Here is a 22,004-nt window from a genome sequence, read left to right on the forward strand (position 1 = left end):
TTAGTATGCTAATTCAGACATGTGTTTTGCATCTTTAAGACAATTTTCAAAATCATCTTCAGACATTACATTCTGATTTGCATAAACACTCTTGAATTTTCTTCCATCATCAGCAAAGATTCCAACAACACATGCATCTCCTTGGATAGGGTATTTTTTCATACATGCATAAACTGCTGCAGAAGATGGACTAATCAATAATTGATCTTTTTCAAAGACTTCCTTTACTACAGAGAATGCCTCACTGTTATCAACAGAAATCCAATCATCAACTACATTTTCTCTCTTCAAAAACAAATCAGGTTTTGCAGATTCCTCAAAGTTTCTCCATCCTTGAATTAAGTGATTTTGTTGTGGCTGGCATCCGATAATTTTTACATTTGGATTTTTTTCTTTAAGGAATGCACCGATTCCAGTTATTGTGCCACCAGTACCTACACCAGTAAAGAAATGAGTTACTTTGCCTTCAGTTTGTTTCCAGATTTCAGGTCCAGTCCCAACATAGTGTCCTTTGAAATTTGCTTCGTTTGCATACTGATTAGGTGAATAGTACGTATCTGGCCTCGAGGATGCAATTGAAGTTGCAAGGGCAATACTTTGATCAGTACCTGCACCAACTTTAGGACATAAATCATCACTTGTCTCAAATACCTTAGCACCTAAATTTCGAATAATATCTTTAGTTTCATTGCTTGCTTTTTCAGGGATTACAATCTCAACTTTGTACCCCCACAAATTTGCAATTCCAGTTAGTGCAATTCCAGTATTTCCAGATGTAGGTTCTATGATAATGCTCTTACCTTTTGTTAAAATTCCTCTCTCCTCACCATCTTTTATCATCCAATATGCAGCTCTGTCCTTTACTGAACCAAATGGATTGTGCCCTTCTAATTTTGCAAAATAATCAGTGTTATCATGTGAAAGAGAGTCTAGTTTTACAAGAGGAGTATTGCCTACACGACTCAAAACATCTGTATCAGTGACGGTGGTCATAATTTTGGTTATTTCACCTTTTTAATTTGAAAAGTAATAACATCGCCATCTTTAGACATGTCTAGGAGTTCATGACCATTTCTTGTAACCCATCTAGAAATATCATCTTCAGCAGCAGGATCATCTGCAGAAACAGTTAACGTTTCACCTACTTGCATTCTTTCAATTTCAATTTTGGTTCTAAAAACAGGTTCTGGACAAAACAATCCAGTTGCATCTAATTTTTTTTCTGAGGATTCAGACATAGTATCTAATTGAAAAAGAGCGTTTTGTCATATTAAAAGCTATTTGAGTTAATTAGATTCATTTTTGATCATAACGCCATTTTAAACATAGTTGGAAGATACCTATCTTTCATGAAACTTGGATCATGATTTTGAAAATTAATTTTTTGGGAAATTCTCTTCATAAAATAAATTCCAAGTTTATAGAACAAAGTCCATGCATGACTGTTTGGATTTGAATCATAGAGTTTCAATAACAATGAAAAAAGCCATTTTGTACTTGGGTAATGCTCAGAAATATAATCAAAAATGTATTCTTTTGAATTGTTGATTTTGTATCGTAAGTGATCAAGAGTTTCATTTTGCAAAGCATATCCAGTTTGGGAAATCGAAATCTTACCTTTTTTCATTGCACGTAAAATATCATCAAGATTATTTTCTGAATCAATTACATTAACACATCTACCAAGAGTGGATAAAACATGAGAGTCACTTCCTGCAACTTGAGTCATATTGTTATCTAGAGCAAATTCAGTTGCACGTGCATTAGACAAAATATCAATATTGTTACTGTTAAAGACCTCAACCATATCACATTTTTTTGCATCATTGCGTAATGCATCAAGCAAACTAAATGGATGAGGAGCAGATGAAACACCATCTTGTTTTCTTACTTCATCAATAATCTCTTCTAAAGAAAGACCAGGAGAAATTGCATCATGAATGCCATAAGCTAAAACATGCGCTCCTGTATCAGTAGTAATTTCTTCAGCTGGAAAAACATCAATGTTTTTGAATTTAGCGTGATCATTTTTGTATTCCAATAATTGATTATATCCATCCAGCGTGTTGTGGTTTGTTACAAAAATTGCATCTAATCCTAGATTATATGATCGCTCTAGCTGATCTCGTATAGAAATATCACAGTCATATGGAGGTTCATCATCACCAACATGAAAGTTTGAAAAGGAATTGTGGCAATGTAATTCTGCACTTATTGGCATTTTCAAATAAAATTTTTCTTCTTTAGGTAATAATCTTACTGAAATTAGAGAAATTCATCTAAAAAGATCTTCATGCTCAGGACGAATTAATTCATGTGTTCCAGTATCTCCTTTTGTGAAGGAGTAATTACGAATAATTGCTACAGGGGTTTTCAATGTTTTTCCCATTACTAATTCAGATGCAGCTGAAAGTTCATCAGCAATTGCAATCGCAGTAACTCGTAAAGTTTTTCCAAATGTATCTTTTGTTCCCTCATAATCAATAATTGGAACTAATCCAGAAATACCTATAGCACAATTAGTTTGTCCCATTCTAAATGGTCGTCCAAAGGTATCAGAAATTATTACTGCAACATCTTTTTTTGTGTGCTCATAAATTTTTTCACGAATAGTTTTTGCTGATTTATCAGAATCTAATGGCAATAATGTTGCAAACCCCTCTTTCACATTACTCTCATCAATTCCAGCATTTGCACATATTACTCCACCATTTGTTTCAACAATTAGAATTCCATTTTTCATTCGAATGATTCGTTTTGATTCAGATAAAATTAATTCAGTTATTCGAGGATCTTTTTGATACTGAGAGCTTATTCCTTCAGAAAGTAGTGAAGGAGTTACTGTAGATAGATCAATTAAGCGCCCTTCCTGTTTTGAAATAATTTTTTGAGCAATTACAATGATATCACCATCTTGAATTTTAGATGAAGATGTAATTAATTGAGAAATATCATCGGATTTCTCAATTTCTTTTTCAATAGTTACAGGGATAATTTCCAATTAAAGTATCTCAAGTGTATGGACTAAAAAATTGTTTATGCAGGTGTTGGAACTTCTAATTCTAATTTGTAGTGTTTATTGATAATGTCAAGTATTTTGGAAAGATCTTTTTCTTCCAAAGTCGTTGTTGCTAAATCCTTAACTAAATCCTGTGCACGATATGCGATGCCCAGTCCACAAATATCAAATAATTTGACATCATTGGCACCATCTACAACACAAACAATATCTTCTTTCTTTTCACCCCATTCTTCAATTTTTATTTTTGCAGATTTTGACTTGTCTGAATCAACATTGATTTTTACTCCATCAAGTTTACCATCTTTGAAAATCAATTCATTACAAAAAACATAATCAAGGTCTAATTCTTTTTGTAATCTCTCCATCATCAGGGTGAATCCTCCTGAAACAGCCATCAATTTCCAACCAGCTGCTTTTAATGCTCTACATGCTTCTTTTGCACCAGTCATGATTGGTAATGTATCTGAAACTTCTTGACATGTTTTTTCATCGAGTCCTTTTAGGGCAGCAACTCTAGTTTTTAGTCCATCTTCCCAGTTAATTTTTCCTTGAATGCCTTGTTTTGTAATTGCCCAAATCTCATCTTGTTTGTTGACCTTTTCTGCAAGAATTGGAAGGTATTCTTCATCATACAAAACACCTTCAACATCAAAAATTACTAACAATTGATTTCTGTTTTGCAAAAATTTGCTAATTATATTAAAGTTTAAACTTTTTTGAGATCGAAAAAACGTTAGTAATAAATCACCGGAGTTAGTCGTATAGTCATGGGCGAACTAGAACACAAATTTGAAGTAGAAATTCAAGAACGAGAAGGACGACAAAAACTACCAGATGACGTAAAAGCTGAGCTAAAAGCATCAGGAATGATGGATGATAAAGGAAAATTGAAGTTAAAGGGAGTCAGTCCAAAAATGCTCAAAAGAATGAAACAAGAATTTGTAGCTTGTCCTGTTCTAAAAGATGACATTCATTTTATCCAGTGCTTCGTATGTCCAAACTTCCAAAGTAGAGTAACAGGAAAAGTCCTCTGTAAAGGCGACCCACTCAAAAAATAGAATCATTGTTCACGAAAGGCTCATTAGTTAATTTATTCTTAAAATTTTAGTTTGAGTAAAGAAGACGTTGGCATCACGGTTTCAAAAAAAGATGATTTTAGTGAGTGGTATACTCAAGTAGTGCTCAAAGCCAAATTGGCAGATTACGCACCTGTAAAAGGATTAATTGTACTAAGGCCAGACGGATATTCCATTTGGGAGTCATTGAAAAACACGTTTGATAAAAAATTTGCAAAAAATGGAATCAGAAATGGATTTCTTCCAGTATTAATTCCAGAGTCACTTTTAGGAAAAGAACAAAAACATTTTGCAGGTTTTAATCCTGAAGTTTTTTGGGTAACACATTCTGGAACAAATGAGATAGGGGACAGATTGGCTTTAAGGCCAACATCTGAGACATTGGCATACACATTGTATTCTAAATGGATTCAAAGTTGGAGAGACCTACCATTAAAAATTAATTTCTGGAACACTGCTTTGCGTGCAGAGATAAAGGCAACAAAACCATTTTTGAGAACATCAGAATTTCTGTGGCAAGAAGGACATACAGTACACACAACACAAGAAGAAGCAGAAAAAGAAGTGATGAAAATTTTAGAAATTTACAAAAATACTGTTGAAGAGGAATTGGCAATTCCGGTTACAACCGGAAAGAAAAGTGAAAAAGAAAAGTTTGTAGGAGCAGTGTATACAACTACTATGGAATCCATAATGCCAGATGGCAAAGCACTGCAAATGGGAACATCACATTTCTTAGGACAAAATTTCTCAAAACCATTTGAAGTAAAGTTTGCAGACAAAGATAATGTAGAACATTTTGCATGGCAAACATCATGGGGAGTGTCATGGAGATTAATTGGAGCTATGATTATGGCTCATGGAGATGATCAAGGTCTTGTTTTACCACCCAAAGTTGCACCAACTCAAGTAGTAATTGTTCCAATTTACAAAAATGATGAAGGTAGAGACAAAGTAATACCAAAAGTAAAAGAGATTCAAGAAAAATTAGAATCAAAAGATATTCGAATTCAAGTAGATGACAGGCAAGGATTGTCACCAGGTTACAAATTCAATGATTGGGAAATGAAAGGAGTACCAATGCGTATTGAAATTGGACCAAAAGATATCGAAAAACAGAGTGTCGTTATTGCAAAAAGATACAATCGTGAAAAATTGAATTTAGAATTTAACAATATAGAAAAAATTATTACTATTTTAGATGAAATACAAAAAAACATGTTAGAAAATGCACAAATACAATCAAAAGAAAATACAAAAAATATTTTAGATTATGCAGAGTTCAAATCAAAAATTGAAGATGGCGGATTCTTCAATGCACCCTGGTGTGGAAAATTAGAATGCGAAGAGAAGATAAAAGAAGAAACAGGCGCAGATATACGAGTCATTCCATTTGGAAGTGAAAATACAGATTCAAAATGCATCTATTGTGGAGAGCAAAGCCAGTCAGTTCCAGTTTTTGCTAGAGGATACTAAGAATTATTTTCAATTGAACACAAATTCATTATTTTGTGTGCCATCTTGTCAATATCCACATCAGATTCTGCAGATACAAACAAAACTACATTATCTAATGGAAAAGTAAATGTTACAACTTTTTTTCTTCGTGCAGCAGCATAAGATACAGATCCAAGATTATCATCAAAATCCTGCCTCGTTCTAATACGCAATACAGCCTCAATGAACATCTTCTTACGTTCTTCCTCAGTTTTTAGAGGTTTAACGTCATCACGGAATGATCCTACAATCAAATTTCCCATCATATCTAAAAATCCTGCAAAACGAATTTCAGGTTCTTTTAGCAAAAGTTCACATTTTGAAGTAAAATCATCAGACATGCCTTCTCAAGATAAGCTAAAGATAAAAAGAATTTTCAAATTCCCAATAATGAATCTATGGTCAGATATAATAGTGGAAAAAACTGATAAAAAATTATGACTAGCAATGCAGAGCTAGAAGTAAAAAAACCACTATTAGAACAATTCAGAGAGACTAGAAGTAGAACTTTAGAGTTAGTGAAAACGCTTGAAAAAGATGATTTTGTTGTACAGACTGCAGTTTTCATGAGCCCACCAAAATGGCACATAGGGCATGTCAGTTGGATCTATGAAGCAATTATGAGTAAATTGGACAAAAATTATGAGTTCTATTCAAAAGAATTTTCAGAATATTTGAATTCTTATTATCAACAATTTGGAGTTCCACAAGACAAAGGACTGCGTGGAGTAATTTCCAGACCAACAGTTGATCAAATTTTTGAATATTTTAACACAATAAATCAAAGGGTTGAGAAATTCATAGAAACCCAATCTTTGAGTGATGATGCAGTGAGATTAATTACAATGGGTTTTCATCATGAATGCCAACATCAAGAGCTTTTAGTTTATGATTTACAGCATCTTTTAGCTGAGCAATACAGACCAGTACGAAAAAACAAAATAAAATCACAAAATAGAGTTGAAAAAAAATCTGTGCAAATTAAAGGTGGCTTATACACAATGGGATTTAATGGAAAAGAATTCTGTTATGACATCGAGCTCCCAGAACACAAAGTTTACCTTAATGATTACAAGATAGATGTTTTTCCAGTTACAAATGAGGAATATTTAGAATTCATCGAAGATGGAGGATACGAGACATACAAGTATTGGTTATCAGATGGATGGGAAAAGGTAAAGGAGAACAATTGGAAAGCTCCAATGTATTGGGGAAAAATTGATGGTAAATGGCATACTAGAGACTTTTTAGGAATTAGAGAAATCAATCCAAACGAACCAGTTTGCCATGTTAGTTTCTATGAAGCAGATGCATATTGTAAATGGGCAGGAAAAAGATTGCCAACCGAAGCAGAATGGGAAAAAGCTGCTTGTTGGAATGAAGATAAACAAGAAAAAACAGTCTTCCCATGGGGAAACGATCAACCATCAGAAGACAAATGCAATATTCTTGAATCATATCATTGGGGATGTGCTGAGATGGGAGCATATCCAAACGGAGTTAGTTCTTCAGGTTGCCAACACATGATTGGAGATGTATGGGAATGGACATCCTCAGAATTTGCAGGCTATCCAGGATTCAAAACAGGTTTTGATGAATATAATGACAAGTGGTTTACAAATCAAAAAGTCTTGAGAGGAGGCTCTTTTGGTACTCCAAGAATGTCAATTCGTGGAAGTTACAGGAACTTTTTCAGACTAGACGAGAGATGGTTGTTTTCAGGATTTAGATGTGCTGAAGACATCTAGTTTTTAGAGACCAAAGTCAGTGAGAAGTGTTTTTTATCATCTAACCAAGTATGTTTTAATTCAAATCCAACATCGTCAAGGAGGTCATGAATTTGAGATAGACGATATTTATGAGAATATTCAGTATGAATCAATTCATCTTTTTGTAATTTTAACTCAAGATCAGATTTTGAAACAACGATAGACTGGTCAGCCAAAGATTTCAAATACATCTCAATACGCTGATCTTTTTCGTTGTAAATTGCATAATGTGAAAAATTTTTTAGATCAAAATCTGCATCAAGCTCATCATTGATTCTAGATAAAACATTAAGATTGAATTTAGCAGTTATTCCTTCTGAGTCATTATATGCAGATTCAAGAATAGTTTTGTCTTTAACAAGATCAAGTCCAATTAAAAACAAGTCACCAGGTTTCATTGTGGAGTAAACCTTCTCTAAAAATTTGTAACCATCAATTGGTGAAAAATTACCAAAACTAGAACCTAAAAAGATAATAAGATTTTTCTTGTCATCATATGTTTTTAGGAATTCTAAACCACCCTCATACGTATCGATTATACCAGTTATCGTTAGATTTTTGTAATCATTTAGAAGTTCCTCAGAGCTTTCTGTAAGAATTTCAGAGATATCTATTGGAAAATATTCAGTGTTTTTTTGAGAGCTAGTAAAAAAATCCAAAATCAATCGTGTCTTTACAGATGACCCACTACCCAATTCCACTAGTCTAAAATCTTCATCTAAAAATGGAGGTAACTCAGTTTGTAGTTTTTGTAAAATAGAGATTTCAGTTCTAGTCGGATAATATTCTGAAACAGAACAGATTTGTTTAAACAATTCAGAACCTTTGTTGTCGTAAAAGAATTTAGGATGAATGGATTTTGAATTGGAGCCTAGAGTTGAAGATATTTCTTCAGCAAATGTTTTTTCAATTTTTGTAGCATGAGGCTTAAAGTATTGTAATCTAGAGTCAACTACAAATTTTTTGTATTTTTTGTTTTCTTGTAGAGCATTATTCAAGTATTAAAATTCCATTTACTCGACTTAAAAGTTTTAAGCCAATTATTTACGCATAACTATATCTCTTGATATACTTCTAAATTCAATAACATTTGTTGGAAGAAATTCTTCGAATTGAACATTTGAAAAAATATTTTTCTAAAAAAGGAATGTTTGGGAGTAGTTCATCGACAGTCAGAGCAACAGATGATATTTCTTTTTCGGTGAACAGAGGAGAAGTTTTTGTTTTAGCAGGTGAATCAGGTTCTGGAAAATCAACTATTGCAAAATTAATTTTAAGATCAATAGAACCAGATTCTGGAAAAATATTTTTTGAAAATCAAGAAATTGACAACAGACCTGAAAATTTGAAAAAAATTAGGATGAGTTGCCAAATGATACATCAGGATCCCTATGATTCAATTAATCCAAGAATGAAAATTGGAGATATTGTTTCAGAACCGTTGGAGATACATAATCTTGGAAACAAAGAAGAAAGAAGGAAAAGAGTAATTGAAGTTCTTCACGAAGTAAAATTAGAGCCAGCCGAAGAGATTATCAAAAAATATCCACATATGTTATCAGGTGGACAAAGACAAAGGGTGGTTCTGGCCAGAGCATTGTCATTAAAACCAAAAGTGATTTTGGCAGATGAACCTGTTTCAATGCTAGATGTGTCAATAAGAGCTGAAATGCTTGAATTAATGCATGAATTACAAAAAAAATACAACATTTCATTCATCTACATTACACATGATTTAGCAACAGCCAGGTATTTTGGTCAAAGAATAGGAATTCTGTACTTAGGAAAAATTGTTGAGATAGGTCCAATTGACAAAGTACTATTGAGCCCAAAGCACCCATACACACAAGCACTAATTGATGCAATATCAGAAATAGACCCAGATAATCTACATAGAGAAAAGAAGATTAGAATTAATGAGCCAACAGACATAGATATTCTTCACGGCTGTAGATTCAGAAATAGGTGTCCATACATCATAGAGAAATGTAGTGTTGAGCCCGATTTAGAACAAACAGATGAAGGACAATTTTCAGCTTGTCATGTCAAAATAGACTAAGAGTTTCTTACTGAAGGCATACGTTTGTCTTTGTATGTAACAACATTTGAGACGCCATTTTTTGGGAACACACCATAGATCAGTTTTGCTTTCTGGACAACAGAATCTTTTAGAGATACCATAATGAATTGACTTTCTTTTGAACGTTCTTCCAAAATATTTGACAATCTCTCAGAGTTTGGAGCATCAAGGTGTGCATCTACCTCATCAAACAAGTAGAATGGAGATGGTTTGAGTTTTTGCAAAGCAAGAACAAATACAATTGCAGCTAGAGTTTTCTCACCACCACTAATTGATGTAGATTCTCTCTTTGGTTTATTTGGGAATTGAATTAGATAAGAAATTCCAGAATTAAAAATGTCATCTTCATTTTGTAATTCTAACCAGGCATTTCCACCAGTCATTTTATTGAAAATTAGTTTTATTTCTTTATCGACTTTATCAAATGCATCCAAGAATGTTTGACGTTTATCCTTTTCAATATCTTCAATAAATTTAACAATAGAGTTTCTTTCTTCCTCAAGTGAGTTCTTTCTTGTAGACATTGAGCGGTATCCATATGATACCTCAAGATATGTTTCAGGAGCTTTTGCGTTTAAGGCATTCAATGAGGCTAATTCTGCAGACAATCCTTGAACAATAGATTCCACATCAAATGTTTCCATGTCCTTATCAAAGCCAAATGCAGAAAGAATTTGCTTTAATTTGTTCTCATTTTCAGTCAAATCATGCAGATCCCTATTCAAGGAATCAGATTGCCTCTCTAGGGAATTGATTTGTTTGGTTAATTCTCTATCTTTTTCAGACAATACTTTGAGTTTATCATCAAACTCTTTGAGTTGGCCAATAGAGGAACCAGAGGTTTCAATAAGATCTTGTTCTTTTTCTCTTAATTTGACAAGAACCTCGTTTTTAGATTCTTTTTGAACTTCTAGTTCACTAATTTTTGTTTGTAATTCCTCTTTTTCTAAATTCAAAGAACGTTCTTCATCATTAAGACGATTGGATTGTGATTTTTCACGATTATCTTGAGTTTCCAGAGTTGTCAATTGTGAGGATTTGTCACGATATTCATTTGCAATAGTTGTGTATAGTTTTTCAATTTCTGCTTTCTTTAAATTAATTTTAGATAATTCATTTGCAATACGTGCTTGTTCGCCACTTGCATAGTTGTCTTCTACAATTGAAATTCGTTCTAATAGTGATTCTACTTGAGATTCAGTAGTGAGGACTTCAGATTCTATTGTTTTATCACGTGAAGTTAAATCAGAGATTCTTTTTGTGAGTTGTTCTTTCATTGCCAATGTAGATTCAATTCTGGGTTTGAGATGAGAATAGTTTTCATTTACAGATGCTAATGATTGCTCAGAAATTGAAAGTCTATCAGAATTTGATTGAATAGCATCATCTAATTTTTTAATAGAGTTCTTTTTTATCAGCAAGTATTTCTTTACAGCATTAATTGATTGAAATAATCCATCAACATCACTGGTCATAGAAATTAATTTTGTGAGTTTTGATATTTTTGAATCAATATCAATGACCACGGTACCTCCTTTTGCCTCAAAGTATTCACCATCCAAAGTGACTGCCTTGTATCCTGATTGGGACACATTGTATGCAGACTCTCGAGTTTTTGTAAGAACAATATTGCCAAACAGGAATGTTTTGAGTTCAGAATAAGTAGGATTACAACGAACAAAGTCAGCAAGTACACCTATGACACCTGATTCTTTGGGCAACTTTAGTTTGAATTTAGGAATTGCATCAAGTGGGATAATCTTTAGTTTTGGCAATTTTCTGGATCTAGCAAATTCTGCAATTCCAAGAAGAGTTGCAAAGTCTTTTACAATTATGGCTTTAATCCAATCAGAACTCACAGCCAGAATTGGACGTTCATATTGTTTGTCCCAAGAAATCATTTCATAAACTAAACCTTCAATGCCAAGTTTTTCTGCATCCTCTTTTAATTTTGCAACGGTATAATCTTCATGCATGAAGCCTTTGACAGTTTTAATTTTTGATTCATAACGTGTTGCAGCTTTGTTAGATTTTTCTAGAATTTCACCCCACTCATCCATATCAGAAACAATTTTAGATTTTTTTAGTTGTAAATTCTTTATTCTAGATTTTAATTCAACAATTGTTGCATTATGATTTTTAATCATAGATTCTAATTTAGATTTAGAAGATGTAAGCTCTTCAATGCCATGTTCAAGCCCTTCTAACTTGGCAGTGTTTAATTCTATTTTTCTTTTTGATTCTTCTTGTTCATGTTGAAGTTTAGAGAGTTTTAGTTTGGCATCGTTTAATTGATTTGTAAGGGTTCTAATTTTTTCATCAATTTCAGATTTTTTGGCAGCAGCTTGTGATTGCTCATCTAAAATTTTATTTCTTTGAGAATCTATAGATTCCAAATCAGAATTAATTTTATTTTTCTTAGTATTGGTTTCTTCAATAGAATCTTTAATTTTTAAAATCTGAGTATCGATATCACTTCTTGCGGTATTAATTTCTTCAAGTTCTTTTTGTATTTCTGGAATTCTAGAATTGATTTGTTCTATTCTTTTCTTTGATGCAGATATTGCACTGTTATCTATTTCATATTGTTCCATAGCTGCTGCAATTTCAGCATCAAGTGAAGATTTTGCTTTAGTGTAATCATTAGCTTCTGTCATCAATTTTGATTTTTCAGATTCCAAAGTTCCAATTTCGGTTCTCAAAACACTTCTTTCTTCATCAAAAGTTGTAATTTCAGAGGTTACTGATCCTAAAGTTGATTCCTTTGACTCTTTTTGGCCAGATATTACCTTTAGTTTGTTGGCAGCAGCTATTGCTTTGTACCTGTTTAATTCACGCTCAAGAATGTCATGTCGGAGTTTTTGATTCCGTTCTTCTTCAAGTTCATCTATTCTTTTCTTGATTTCACCCATTTTAGCAAGTGCAATCTCAAGTCTTCGATCGGCCTCATCAAGTTGTTTTACAGATTCAGCCTTTTTTTCATCAAAATATGAAAGTCCAATCAAATCTTCAATTGTCTTTCTTTTTTCTTCAGATGTGAATTCAGATATTCTAGTTACAGTTCCTTGTTGCACGGCATTTAGTTGACCCAATCCAGCGTTTGCCATATCCAATAAATCAAGAATGTGACTTCGATTGGTTTTCTTTTTATTCAAATAGTATGTGTTTTCGCCATTAGCATCCATCTCTCTTGTAATTTCAACAACATCAGAGTCAACAGGAATCTTTCGATCAGAATTATCAAAGTGTACACTTGATCTTGCCATTTTTGGTCCACGTCTATTCCCTTCAATATCATGAATCAGTGATCGTAATTTGTCAACTCTCATTATTTTGGGTTTGTTTTCACCCATTGCAAAAATTATGGCATCCAGAATGTTACTTTTACCAGAGCCATTAGGACCTGAGATCGATACCAGTCCAGGTTCAAATTGGACAGTTGTATTCTTAAAACCAAATGACTTGAAACCAAAGATCTCTACTTTTTTAACATGAACCAATGACGTTATTCTTTCAAATGGTGAGATAATCGATGTTTAACAAGTTTAGTTGACACTATTGCATAATTTTTCTTGTTGTAGTATGATATTTTTCGTAACGGTGAGCACAAACAAATTAAGAAATGATTGTCAGTGTGCCTACTTATAATTACCAAATAGCTATTCAAAAAATATGGTAAAATTAGGAATAATTCAAACGATTTCATATCTTAATAATCAAAAAGGAATATCCAGAGCAGCCCATATCCTAAGAAAGTTGGGTAGGCAAGAAACAGATATTGTTTGTCTGCCTGAGCAATGGCTTAAGGATAACATAATTTCAGACTTTGATTCAGAATTTGCTGAATTCAAGGAAATTGCTAAAGATTTTTCAATGACCATAATACCAGGCGCATTTTACGAAGTCAATAAAAGGAATTCATCAATAATTGCACCAGTAATTGGTCCCAAGGGAGAATTCATAGGCAGGCAAGAAAAGATACACCCATTTGACTATGAAAGAGACAATGTCAAGCCTGGAAAGGAGGCTAAGATTTTCAATACAGCCTGTAAGTTTGGAGTGATAATTTGTTATGATATGGTATTTCCACAGGTTGCAAATACTTTAGTCAAAAAAGGGGCTCAAGTCTTACTATCTCCTAGTAGAATAGTCAGAAGAGGAATAGAACCATGGCAGATGTATGTTCAGGTTAGAGCATTGGAGAACAGAATTCCAATCCTTGCAGCAAATGTAGAAAATAGAAGGTTTGGTGGAAATAGCATCATAGTAGATTTGGCAGAGAACAACAAAGTTGTCAACACCAAAATCACTAAACTAAAAAATGAAAATTCTATTTCAAAAGAATTCAAACTGGAAAAATATGAGAAAAGTAGAAAAATCAGATTTTCAGACGCAAATAAATTCAGATAGTTATTCGTCTGCTACAAACTGTTCACAAGCAGCTTTTGCTTTAACATCTGATGTTTGCTCAATGGGATGCTTCATCAAGTATGCACTTGCAGGCTTGATTGGTCCGCCAACCCCTCGATCAAGAGCAATTTTTGCAAGCCTAATTGCATCAATTACAATTCCAGCTGAATTTGCCTTGTCATCTACTTCTAAACGAACTTCCATATTGTAAGGGATATTTGCCCATTGGCGTCCTTCAATTCTCATAAACATCAATTTTGTATTACCTAAGAATGGAATAAAGTCAGAGGGTCCGACATAGATTTGATCATCATCTAGTCGTTCATCAAGTTGACTTTGAACACTTTCAGTTTTAGATATTTTCTTTGAAACAAGTCTATCTTGTTCCTTCATGTTTAAGAAATCAGTATTACCACCAACGTTAATTTGGTAAGTTTTTTCGATTTTGGTTCCCCTATCATTACATAATTTTGCCAAAGTCCTGTGAACAATAGTTGCTCCAACTTGTCCTTTGATATCATCTCCAATACAAGGAATATTTTTTTCTTCGAATTTTTTTGCCCATTCAGGATCTGATGCAATAAAGGAAGGAATACAATTTACAAATGCAGTGTTAGTATCTAGGCAAATCTGTGCCCAATATTCAGTTACTTTGTCAGAACCTACAGGCAGATAAGAGACAATTATTTCAACGCCAGTATCCTTGATGACTTTTTTAACTTCTTCAGTGATTTCTTCTACAGATTTTGGATTTTCAACAGGCTTGATTCTGTTTTCTACCCAAAGTCCAACACCGTCTAGAATGGGGCTTTCGTAAATTTTGGCATCAGTTTTTGGTAACTCATCTTTTGGAATCCAATCAACCATGTTTGGATAAGCATAGATTGCCTCATGGAGAGGTTTACCAACTTTGTTTTCACCAACATCAAATCCACAAACAAAATCAATATCATGGATTCCATATCCAGCTAATTTATCATGAATAATTCCAGTAACTTCCTGTGTAGGATTTTTTCGATAATATTCAATACCTTGAATTAAACCTGAAAAACAATTTCCGATTCCTACTAGTCCTACCTTTATTCTACCTGCCATTCGAAAATTGGTGTTATTAGACGGGTTTAAAGTTTTCTTAGAGAAATAAAAAAAATTAATGAAATTAAGGCAGGATTTTATACTTGACATCAAGAATTAAGATCATGATAGAACCAGGGCGCCCTGTAAAAGATATACAAATTGATTCAAACACATCAATTGAAAAAATTTTTGAAGAGTTGTCTCAATCAGGGGGTTTTGAATCAGTAAATCTTTCAACAGGGGTAGAAATTTTAGCAGAGATGATTTCAGATAAACAATGTCTTAGATTCATTTCATTTGTAGGAGCAGTTGTTTCTACAGGGTTAAGAGGAATTCTAAAAGACATGTTAAAAAACAAATGGTTTGATGTTGCAATTACAACATGCGGTGCACTAGATCATGACATTGCAAGACATTTTTCACATTACAAAGAAGGTTCCTTTACAATGGATGACAACGAATTAGCAGATCAAGATATTCACAGATTAGGCAGTGTACTTGTGCCTATGGACAGTTATGGGCCATTAATTGAAGAGAAGATGCAAGCATTTTTGGAAGAGGAATATCAAAATGGTGTAAAAGAAATGACTACTGCTCAAATCTGTAAAATGATTGGGAAGCATTTAGGAGAAGATTCATTTCTTTATTGGGCATACAAAAATGACATTAGTGTAGTAGTTCCAGGAATCATGGATGGTGCAGTAGGAAGTCAGATTTGGTTATTCACACAAAAGCATAATGATTTTAAATTGAACATGGCAGGTGATGCGGATTTACTTTCAGGTTTTATTTTCAAAGCTGAAAAATCAGGAGCATTTATGATTGGTGGAGGAATTTCAAAACATCATACTTTATGGTGGAATCAATACAGAGAAGGGTTAGACTATGCATTTTACATTACAACTGCACAAGAATTTGATGGTAGTCTTAGTGGCGCACTAGTCAGAGAAGCAATTTCCTGGGGAAAAGTTACACAAAAAGCAAAGCAATCAACACTTCATGCAGAAGTGACAACCATATTGCCATTCATTTATTCATCACTAGTATCAAAATTAAAAAATTAGACAAACCCTATTATCTAATAAAAACAAAAAACAATCATGCTTCCCAAAATAAGAATTAAGGAATTCAAACCACTCAACTTAGAAGGAGGATACCTAATTGACGGATTTCCATCAGCAGGTTTTAGCAGCGCTATTGCATCAGAATCAATGATACACACATCCAAATTGAAATTAGCAGGAATTATTGATTCAGAACTATTTCCTCCAATTAGTATAATTAAAAATGGAAAGCCAAACTATCCATCAAGAATATTTGTCAATGAAGATTTGAAAGTTAGTATCTTCTTATCATATCTCACACTTGATCAAGCACTACATAGAACAACAGCTAAAACAATGCTCAAATGGGCACAAAAACACAAAATCGGTTTAATCGTAAGTAGCATCGCAGTAAAATCTCCAGAGGGCAATGAAGAAATTATTGGTATTGGAAGTACTGATGCTGCAAGAAAGAAAGTGAAAAAAGCAGGACTCAAAGTATTAGCACATGGAACGGTACCAGGAATCCCTGGAATGCTACTAAATGAAGCAAGCATAACAGGACAGGATGTTATTGTAATTATTTTTCATACAGATGGAAAAGGTCCTGATTTCAAATCCAGTGCACAATTATGTTTGGCAATGTCACAATTGATTCCAGGAGCTTCATGCGATATTCCATCTCTACAAAAAGAGGCAGAAAAAGCAGAATCAATAATCAAAGAAGCTGAAGAAGGATCAAAACACATGAAAGACATCATGTACAGATAATTTTTAGATTATGTTTAATTCATAATCATTATAACAAAAATTTGAATTAGATGGAGCAATTTGTAGAATTTGCAGTATTAGTAATAGTCATATCAACATCAGGAGTAATGGCACCAGGACCACTTTTTGCAGCTAACATAGCATATGGGTTAAAAGGAGGTGCAAAATCAGGCATCAAGTTAGCTACAGGTCATGCAATTGTTGAATTGCCGCTTGTGATATTATTAGGGATTGGAGTTTTTTCATTAGAAAGTTTTCCAGAATTCAGAACAATTATTTCTATTTTAGGAGCATTGACGCTTTTTACATTTGCAATATTGCAAATTAGATCAGTCTTAAGGGAAAAAGAATTATCAATTTCAAATATAAAACAAGGGGCTTTAATTACAGGGGTTTTACTAAGCGGATTAAATCCATTTTTCATTATTTGGTGGTTGACAATAGGATTCAAATTAATATCAGATGCCATGCTAATTTGGGCATTTTCAGGTATGTTAATCATGTTTGGATTACATATTTGGATGGATTTTGCTTGGTTAGGAGCAATTTCATTTTTGGCATCAAAGAGTACAAAAATTCTTTCAAACAAAAATTATAAAATATTAATGATAGGACTAAGTATCATGTTAATTTATTTTGGAATTACATTTTTGCAAGAAATATAGTATTAGCCACAATCAAGAATTTCTATTTCAGGTTTGCAACTATCATTAAACAAATCAATTTTTTCAACAATTACTTCACAAAATTCAGGATCAAGTGTTTTTTCAAAAGAATTTATTTCGTTTAAAATTTGCATATGTTGTACACCACAAGAATAATTTGAAAAAAATATTAAAACTGCTGCAATTAAAATTCCACCTATGATTATAATCGGGATTTTAAAATTATTCTTTTGAAATGTCAATTTCCATGGTAGAGACATTACGTTGCTTACCATCTTGAGAAGTAAGTGAATCAGATGAAATTCTTACATCACTAATTACATACCCAACAGAGTCCATTCTTTTTACAATCATTTGCGAGACATCAACAGCTTGAGTAATTCTTTTTCCTCTTGCTTTTATGGTAACAGTAGGTCTTGTTGAAAGTTGAGTTAAGGTTGCAGAAACATAAGTCATTATAGGTTTTGTTCCAACAAAAATAACATTACGTTCTTCAGGATGTTTAGGAGTTTCCGGTTTACTAGATTGTGGTTCAGGTTCTGGGGACTCTAGTTGTGGTTCAGGTTCTGGGGACTCTAGTTGTGGTTCAGGTTCTGGGGACTCTAGTTGTGGTTCAGGTTCTGGGGACTCTAGTTGTGGTTCAGGTTCTGGGGACTCTAGTTGTGGTTCAGGTTCTGGGGACTCTAGTTGTGGTTCAGGTTCTGGGGACTCTAGTTGTGGTTCAGGTTCGGGTTCAGATTTAGTTCTAGAATCAAACTCTGATAAAATATCTTCTGCGTCTTTTGATTTTCTAGTGTCACTCAATTCGTAATTCCTTTAATAACAAAATTCTCTCTCGCTTTTATTTAATTTTTCAGGTCTTGTGCCTTAAGATAGTCATCAAATAATTTTTCTAGATCGTCATCATTGTCAATTTTCTTGATTTTTTCAACGAGATCTTTTTCTTCAATCTCATAGCAATTCATTACATCCTGAGAATCTTTGAAAACCAACATTGCTTTTTCTTTGAAAATGCAGTGGTAAAGTTTCTCTTTTTCCATTTTTTCAGGTTTTATTTTTACGCCATTTTCATCAACAGAAATTGGATAATCCATGAAACTGATGAACCAAATGAGTATTTAGATTAATGCACAATATAGTAATAATCTAAAGTTCATTACAAAGTATTGGAAACAAGAATAGTTTTCCACATAGATTTTGATTATTTTTATGCCCAGTGTGAAGAGATAAGATCACCAGAATTAAAATCAAAACCAGTTTGCGTATGTGTTTTTTCAGATAGAGGTGGAGATAGCGGAGCCATTGCAACAGCAAATTATACTGCAAGAAAGTATGGAGTAAAATCAGGAATACCGATAGTATTTGCTAAAAAAAGATTGGATGAAAGAAACGATGCTGTTTTTTTGCCTGTGGATTTTGATTACTATTCAGAAATATCGGAAAAGGCGATGAAGATTATGGAAGAGTTTGCAGATATTTTTGAGTATGTTGGAAGAGACGAAGCATATTTGGATGTAACAAAAAGAGTAGAAGGTGATTTCCACAAAGCAAGTCATTTGGCTCAACAAATTAAAAATTCCATTAGAGAGAAAACAAAGCTCAGTTGCTCAATTGGAATTTCGCCAAACAAACTAATTTCAAAGATTGCTTCTGACTTTCAAAAACCAGACGGACTAACAATAGTTTCATCAGAAAAAATTGATGAATTTTTAGAGTCATTAAAAATAAGGGACATACCAGGTATTGGTAAAAAAACAGAACAAAGATTTGCAGAAATGAATTTGGAAACAATCGGCGAGTTAAAAAAACTCGATGTATTTACATTAAATAAAGAATTTGGCAGAAAAAGTGGAACATACATCTACAATTCAGTGAGAGGAATTGATAACGAACCAGTACACAAAAGAGAGCCAAGTATTCAACATGGAAAAATTACAACTCTAAAAAAAGATTCAAAGGATTACTCTTTTCTTTTAGAGAATCTATTAGAATTATGCAAGGAAGTTCACGAGGTCATTAAACAAAAAAATCAAATGTTCAAGTCAGTTGGAATAAATTTTGTTCAATCAGATTTATCAAATAAGTCAAAATCAAAAATGCTCAGAAACCCAACTATGAGTTTGGAGGAATTGGAAAAAACAGCAGAGCAATTACTAAGAGAAGCATTAGAAAACCAAACAATCACAATTAGGCGGCTTGGGGTAAAAGTTTCAGAACTTTCAGAGAGTCAGGGACAGAGAGATATTACGAGTTATTTTTAGACGGCAATTTACCTTGTTTCTCTAGTTTTTTCAAACGTCTAGATTCTATCAAAATGACAACTAAAATGAATGCAAATAGCCACGGCAGGAACATTATTTCACCTGCGATTTTGTGATATTCTTCCCATGCGACAGGATCAGTTGTCACTTTGAGGGCATACCAAGATAATGAGAATATTCTAATTAAATTTACAGTAATTGTTCCAATTATACCTAAAACAAAATACATTGATTTTCTTGCTCTAGGAATATTCATCTTTAACATGAATGCCCCAATTACCAATGAGAAAATTATGATGCTGTGAACACCTGCTGATGGCCAGAATACTTGAAGTGCCATAGAACCATGATCACCACGTAGGAACATGACGTTATCTCTTGCAATGGCAGTACCAAGATCAAGTGCAGTAATTACCCAAACATTTGCTTGTACAAAGTATGGAACAATGTATTGTAAAGGTCCAAGTGTGTCATAAGGGAAGAAAGCATCAAGAGACAAAATAATTGCAGTTCCAGTTAAGAAGATAGGTCCGGCAGGTGCAATTCGAATCCATCTCCTTCCAAAGAAAATTGATAATGCAACAACAATGAAAATTGCCATAACAATAAAGTCCCACATCCATGTCCAAGAATAGATTAATTGAACATCAAATTGTTCTGCAGATGCAACTAAGTAATCGCGTAAACCATTTTCTAATGAAACCAAATAGGAAATAGTAAGTAGTGCTATTGGAATTACTGCAAGTAATCGTTTTTTTGAAATAACAATTTTTAGACCAACAAGTTCAGCTACAACAAAAACAAGTGCAAAAAGATATCCTCCTCTTCCTTCATTCCAACTCCAAGCTATAGAATCAGGATATGCGATCATAGAAAACAGGATCGGACTGGCAATTATCAAAATTCCAGCAATCATACTCCAGTTTTGCATTAAGTTAAACTTGAAAAAGGCAAATAAATAGCTCGACTTTGAAAATTCTAAAAATTCAATTATTCACAATACAAATGGGAAAAAGATGCTTACTCTTCAGCATCTTCTATTTCATCAGCTTCTGGATCTCTCCTACTTGGCCTAATTGGAACATAAATGAATGTCACACCAATAGTTTAACGGACTTTAAGATACATCCGAAGGTCGAAAACGTTTGCCTAAATGGTAATTTCTTGTACATCAAATCAGGATTCTATCTTACATTCAACTTTGAGTGATTTTACTGTTGTAAAGTAAGTAATTGCCAGTATCCCAATTGCAGCCAGTCGGATTGGAATCTCATAATTTGTTAGAAATGCAGTTGCAGTAGCGCCAACAGAGCCAAAGGTTGAGATCACTGCAAACCCAATTGGTCCACAACTACAAGCACCAGCTGCAGCCCCAATTATAGAACCAAAAATGCCACCACCCATTTTCTGTTTTGAGCCTTGGAGTAATTTTATTCTAAAGACATTCATTGGAATTACCAACGCAGATAAGGCAGATAAAATGACAATCAAAATAAATCCAAATTCAGTACCAGATGGAAGATGGCTTACAACATAAGGCTCCAGAAAAATATATTCAGATAATATCAGAAGTCCAATTAGCATTGGAACAAATATAGAAACAGACAATACAACATATCTAAAATTTGAAAAAACAAGTTTGACTGTGTTTGTCATTTATACCATGGGATCCAAAATTTGCTTAAACACAGAAAATGGTTGTGCACCGCCAATCTGGTGTTGCCCATCAGGACCTACAATAAAGAATCCAGGAGTTCCTCTTACACCATGATCTCTTGCTTGTTGACTATTGTATTGAACACGTTTAGAATATTTTCCAGAGTCAAGACAACTCTCAAACAATTCCATATCCAATCCCATTGAAAATGCAAAAGCCTTTAGTCTTTCAGTATTAGCCCAACCATTATCAATTTGAGGTTCTTGGGAATTGTAAAGTACATCATGATACTCCCAATACATTCCCTGATCTTCAGCACAGTATGATGCTTGAGCAGCTTTTGGTGAATCCTTTCCCAAAAATGCCAAATCAACAAAAACCAAATTGGCTTTTCCTGTGTTAATATAATCACGAGTTATAGCAGGTTTAGTGTTATGAAACCAATTATAGCATTGATGGCATTGATAATCACCAAATTCAACAATAGTTACAGAAGCAGAAGGATCACCAAGTATAGGAGAACCCATGGCAGTAGAGATAGTTCCATGAGTTCTAGTCATGTCAAGATTTACAGTTTCAGTAGGGGTTGAAGATAATGATGCTACAATTCCAGCAATAATGGCAATAGATGTGACGCCTATAATTACACCTTTTTTATTCATGTTCAAAATATCTG

Annotated in this window: 24 protein-coding genes; 9 read left to right on the forward strand and 15 right to left on the reverse strand. The window is 33.5% G+C overall.

Annotated elements, in window-relative coordinates:
- The 5 genes from NPIRD3C_RS07670 to serB all read right to left on the reverse strand — a co-directional run bounded on the left by NPIRD3C_RS07670 (position 1) and on the right by serB (position 3,687).
- Entirely contained in the window at positions 1-993 is a 993-nt protein-coding gene (locus NPIRD3C_RS07670; protein ID WP_148703590.1) for a cysteine synthase family protein, read from the reverse strand.
- A gap of 8 nt (positions 994-1,001) precedes the next feature.
- Positions 1,002-1,238: a sulfurtransferase TusA family protein gene (locus NPIRD3C_RS07675; protein WP_148703591.1), complete on the reverse strand. Its 237-nt coding sequence runs from the start codon at positions 1,236-1,238 to the stop codon at positions 1,002-1,004.
- 68 nt (positions 1,239-1,306) lie between these two features.
- On the reverse strand, positions 1,307-2,221 hold the full coding sequence (locus NPIRD3C_RS07680; protein WP_148703592.1) for a PHP-associated domain-containing protein: 915 nt from the start codon (positions 2,219-2,221) through the stop codon (positions 1,307-1,309).
- A gap of 54 nt (positions 2,222-2,275) precedes the next feature.
- Positions 2,276-3,001: a coenzyme F420-0:L-glutamate ligase gene (cofE, locus tag NPIRD3C_RS07685; RefSeq protein WP_148703593.1), complete on the reverse strand. Its 726-nt coding sequence runs from the start codon at positions 2,999-3,001 to the stop codon at positions 2,276-2,278.
- A gap of 35 nt (positions 3,002-3,036) precedes the next feature.
- Positions 3,037-3,687 carry a phosphoserine phosphatase SerB gene (serB, locus tag NPIRD3C_RS07690; RefSeq protein ID WP_148704172.1) on the reverse strand — a complete coding sequence of 217 codons (651 nt, stop codon included), beginning with the start codon at positions 3,685-3,687 and terminating at the stop codon, positions 3,037-3,039.
- Positions 3,688-3,789: 102 nt separating this feature from the next.
- On the opposite strand from serB, the gene NPIRD3C_RS07695 reads away from it, so the two are divergent.
- Positions 3,790-4,080, forward strand: a complete 291-nt coding sequence (locus tag NPIRD3C_RS07695) for a hypothetical protein (RefSeq protein WP_148703594.1) — start codon at positions 3,790-3,792, stop codon at positions 4,078-4,080.
- A 51-nt stretch (positions 4,081-4,131) separates the two neighbouring features.
- Positions 4,132-5,574: a proline--tRNA ligase gene (proS, locus tag NPIRD3C_RS07700; protein ID WP_148703595.1), complete on the forward strand. Its 1,443-nt coding sequence runs from the start codon at positions 4,132-4,134 to the stop codon at positions 5,572-5,574.
- Here the strand turns inward: proS and NPIRD3C_RS07705 are convergent.
- Positions 5,571-5,936: a DUF6659 family protein gene (locus tag NPIRD3C_RS07705; protein WP_148703596.1), complete on the reverse strand. Its 366-nt coding sequence runs from the start codon at positions 5,934-5,936 to the stop codon at positions 5,571-5,573. The two genes, proS and NPIRD3C_RS07705, sit on opposite strands and share 4 nt — an antisense overlap.
- A gap of 96 nt (positions 5,937-6,032) precedes the next feature.
- On the opposite strand from NPIRD3C_RS07705, the gene egtB reads away from it, so the two are divergent.
- The gene (gene egtB / locus NPIRD3C_RS07710) at positions 6,033-7,343 is read left to right on the forward strand and encodes an ergothioneine biosynthesis protein EgtB (RefSeq protein ID WP_148703597.1); all 1,311 of its coding nucleotides are present in this window, start codon (positions 6,033-6,035) and stop codon (positions 7,341-7,343) included.
- Here egtB and egtD read toward each other — a convergent pair.
- A complete protein-coding gene (gene egtD, locus NPIRD3C_RS07715) occupies positions 7,340-8,362 on the reverse strand; it encodes an L-histidine N(alpha)-methyltransferase (protein ID WP_148703598.1) in 1,023 nt (340 codons plus the stop codon). The genes egtB and egtD overlap by 4 nt on opposite strands.
- 95 nt (positions 8,363-8,457) lie before the next feature.
- On the opposite strand from egtD, the gene NPIRD3C_RS07720 reads away from it, so the two are divergent.
- Positions 8,458-9,423, forward strand: a complete 966-nt coding sequence (locus NPIRD3C_RS07720; RefSeq protein ID WP_148703599.1) for an ABC transporter ATP-binding protein — start codon at positions 8,458-8,460, stop codon at positions 9,421-9,423.
- Here NPIRD3C_RS07720 and NPIRD3C_RS07725 read toward each other — a convergent pair.
- The gene (locus NPIRD3C_RS07725; RefSeq protein WP_148703600.1) at positions 9,420-12,944 is read right to left on the reverse strand and encodes a chromosome segregation SMC family protein; all 3,525 of its coding nucleotides are present in this window, start codon (positions 12,942-12,944) and stop codon (positions 9,420-9,422) included. The two genes, NPIRD3C_RS07720 and NPIRD3C_RS07725, sit on opposite strands and share 4 nt — an antisense overlap.
- 172 nt (positions 12,945-13,116) lie before the next feature.
- Between NPIRD3C_RS07725 and NPIRD3C_RS07730 the strand changes: the two genes are divergently transcribed.
- Positions 13,117-13,854: a carbon-nitrogen hydrolase family protein gene (locus NPIRD3C_RS07730; RefSeq protein WP_148703601.1), complete on the forward strand. Its 738-nt coding sequence runs from the start codon at positions 13,117-13,119 to the stop codon at positions 13,852-13,854.
- Here the strand turns inward: NPIRD3C_RS07730 and NPIRD3C_RS07735 are convergent, their stop codons facing one another.
- Positions 13,855-14,949 carry an inositol-3-phosphate synthase gene (locus NPIRD3C_RS07735; RefSeq protein WP_148703602.1) on the reverse strand — a complete coding sequence of 365 codons (1,095 nt, stop codon included), beginning with the start codon at positions 14,947-14,949 and terminating at the stop codon, positions 13,855-13,857.
- A gap of 104 nt (positions 14,950-15,053) precedes the next feature.
- Here NPIRD3C_RS07735 and NPIRD3C_RS07740 point away from each other — a divergent pair, with 104 nt between their 5' ends.
- From NPIRD3C_RS07740 to NPIRD3C_RS07750, 3 genes are read left to right on the forward strand one after another with little or no spacing between them, the layout of a single operon-like run.
- The gene (locus tag NPIRD3C_RS07740) at positions 15,054-15,995 is read left to right on the forward strand and encodes a deoxyhypusine synthase (RefSeq protein WP_148703603.1); all 942 of its coding nucleotides are present in this window, start codon (positions 15,054-15,056) and stop codon (positions 15,993-15,995) included.
- Positions 15,996-16,031: 36 nt separating this feature from the next.
- Positions 16,032-16,745 (forward strand): proteasome assembly chaperone family protein, encoded by a 714-nt coding sequence (locus NPIRD3C_RS07745; protein ID WP_148703604.1) that lies wholly within the window; start codon positions 16,032-16,034, stop codon positions 16,743-16,745.
- Between the two features lie 50 nt (positions 16,746-16,795).
- Positions 16,796-17,410, forward strand: coding sequence for a LysE family transporter (locus NPIRD3C_RS07750; protein WP_148703605.1), 615 nt, complete (start codon positions 16,796-16,798; stop codon positions 17,408-17,410).
- A 2-nt stretch (positions 17,411-17,412) separates the two neighbouring features.
- Here the strand turns inward: NPIRD3C_RS07750 and NPIRD3C_RS11005 are convergent, their stop codons facing one another.
- The 3 genes from NPIRD3C_RS11005 to NPIRD3C_RS07765 all read right to left on the reverse strand — a co-directional run bounded on the left by NPIRD3C_RS11005 (position 17,413) and on the right by NPIRD3C_RS07765 (position 18,504).
- Complete coding sequence (locus tag NPIRD3C_RS11005; protein ID WP_255464664.1) at positions 17,413-17,544, reverse strand: hypothetical protein; 132 nt, start codon at positions 17,542-17,544, stop codon at positions 17,413-17,415.
- Positions 17,545-17,632: 88 nt separating this feature from the next.
- Positions 17,633-18,214: a DNA-binding protein gene (locus NPIRD3C_RS07760; protein ID WP_148703606.1), complete on the reverse strand. Its 582-nt coding sequence runs from the start codon at positions 18,212-18,214 to the stop codon at positions 17,633-17,635.
- Between the two features lie 41 nt (positions 18,215-18,255).
- Positions 18,256-18,504, reverse strand: coding sequence for a hypothetical protein (locus tag NPIRD3C_RS07765; protein ID WP_148703607.1), 249 nt, complete (start codon positions 18,502-18,504; stop codon positions 18,256-18,258).
- 72 nt (positions 18,505-18,576) lie between these two features.
- On the opposite strand from NPIRD3C_RS07765, the gene dinB reads away from it, so the two are divergent.
- Positions 18,577-19,671 (forward strand): DNA polymerase IV, encoded by a 1,095-nt coding sequence (gene dinB / locus NPIRD3C_RS07770; RefSeq protein ID WP_148703608.1) that lies wholly within the window; start codon positions 18,577-18,579, stop codon positions 19,669-19,671.
- Here the strand turns inward: dinB and artG are convergent.
- The 3 genes from artG to NPIRD3C_RS07785 all read right to left on the reverse strand — a co-directional run bounded on the left by artG (position 19,655) and on the right by NPIRD3C_RS07785 (position 21,990).
- On the reverse strand, positions 19,655-20,602 hold the full coding sequence (gene artG / locus NPIRD3C_RS07775; RefSeq protein WP_148703609.1) for a thaumarchaeosortase: 948 nt from the start codon (positions 20,600-20,602) through the stop codon (positions 19,655-19,657). The genes dinB and artG overlap by 17 nt on opposite strands.
- A 245-nt stretch (positions 20,603-20,847) precedes the next feature.
- Positions 20,848-21,327 carry a hypothetical protein gene (locus NPIRD3C_RS07780; protein ID WP_148703610.1) on the reverse strand — a complete coding sequence of 160 codons (480 nt, stop codon included), beginning with the start codon at positions 21,325-21,327 and terminating at the stop codon, positions 20,848-20,850.
- A complete protein-coding gene (locus NPIRD3C_RS07785) occupies positions 21,328-21,990 on the reverse strand; it encodes a DsbA family protein (RefSeq protein ID WP_148703611.1) in 663 nt (220 codons plus the stop codon).
- Positions 21,991-22,004 lie beyond the last annotated feature (14 nt).

It is taken from the genome of Nitrosopumilus piranensis (genome assembly GCF_000875775.1).
GTDB lineage: Archaea > Thermoproteota > Nitrososphaeria > Nitrososphaerales > Nitrosopumilaceae > Nitrosopumilus > Nitrosopumilus piranensis.

Excerpts from the sequence above, each read along its gene's own strand:
- egtB (WP_148703597.1), top strand. The coding sequence starts at position 6,033 with ATGACTAGCAATGCAGAGCTAGAAGTAAAAAAACCACTATTAGAACAA.
- NPIRD3C_RS07740 (WP_148703603.1), top strand. The coding sequence starts at position 15,054 with ATGATAGAACCAGGGCGCCCTGTAAAAGATATACAAATTGATTCAAAC.
- NPIRD3C_RS07785 (WP_148703611.1), bottom strand. The coding sequence starts at position 21,990 with ATGAATAAAAAAGGTGTAATTATAGGCGTCACATCTATTGCCATTATT.
- NPIRD3C_RS07680 (WP_148703592.1), bottom strand. The coding sequence starts at position 2,221 with ATGCCAATAAGTGCAGAATTACATTGCCACAATTCCTTTTCAAACTTT.
- NPIRD3C_RS07695 (WP_148703594.1), top strand. The coding sequence starts at position 3,790 with ATGGGCGAACTAGAACACAAATTTGAAGTAGAAATTCAAGAACGAGAA.
- NPIRD3C_RS07675 (WP_148703591.1), bottom strand. The coding sequence starts at position 1,238 with ATGTCTGAATCCTCAGAAAAAAAATTAGATGCAACTGGATTGTTTTGT.
- NPIRD3C_RS11005 (WP_255464664.1), bottom strand. The coding sequence starts at position 17,544 with ATGCAAATTTTAAACGAAATAAATTCTTTTGAAAAAACACTTGATCCT.
- NPIRD3C_RS07730 (WP_148703601.1), top strand. The coding sequence starts at position 13,117 with ATGGTAAAATTAGGAATAATTCAAACGATTTCATATCTTAATAATCAA.
- NPIRD3C_RS07765 (WP_148703607.1), bottom strand. The coding sequence starts at position 18,504 with ATGGATTATCCAATTTCTGTTGATGAAAATGGCGTAAAAATAAAACCT.
- NPIRD3C_RS07705 (WP_148703596.1), bottom strand. The coding sequence starts at position 5,936 with ATGTCTGATGATTTTACTTCAAAATGTGAACTTTTGCTAAAAGAACCT.
- NPIRD3C_RS07735 (WP_148703602.1), bottom strand. The coding sequence starts at position 14,949 with ATGGCAGGTAGAATAAAGGTAGGACTAGTAGGAATCGGAAATTGTTTT.
- NPIRD3C_RS07750 (WP_148703605.1), top strand. The coding sequence starts at position 16,796 with ATGGAGCAATTTGTAGAATTTGCAGTATTAGTAATAGTCATATCAACA.
- NPIRD3C_RS07745 (WP_148703604.1), top strand. The coding sequence starts at position 16,032 with ATGCTTCCCAAAATAAGAATTAAGGAATTCAAACCACTCAACTTAGAA.
- artG (WP_148703609.1), bottom strand. The coding sequence starts at position 20,602 with ATGCAAAACTGGAGTATGATTGCTGGAATTTTGATAATTGCCAGTCCG.
- NPIRD3C_RS07670 (WP_148703590.1), bottom strand. The coding sequence starts at position 993 with ATGACCACCGTCACTGATACAGATGTTTTGAGTCGTGTAGGCAATACT.
- NPIRD3C_RS07780 (WP_148703610.1), bottom strand. The coding sequence starts at position 21,327 with ATGACAAACACAGTCAAACTTGTTTTTTCAAATTTTAGATATGTTGTA.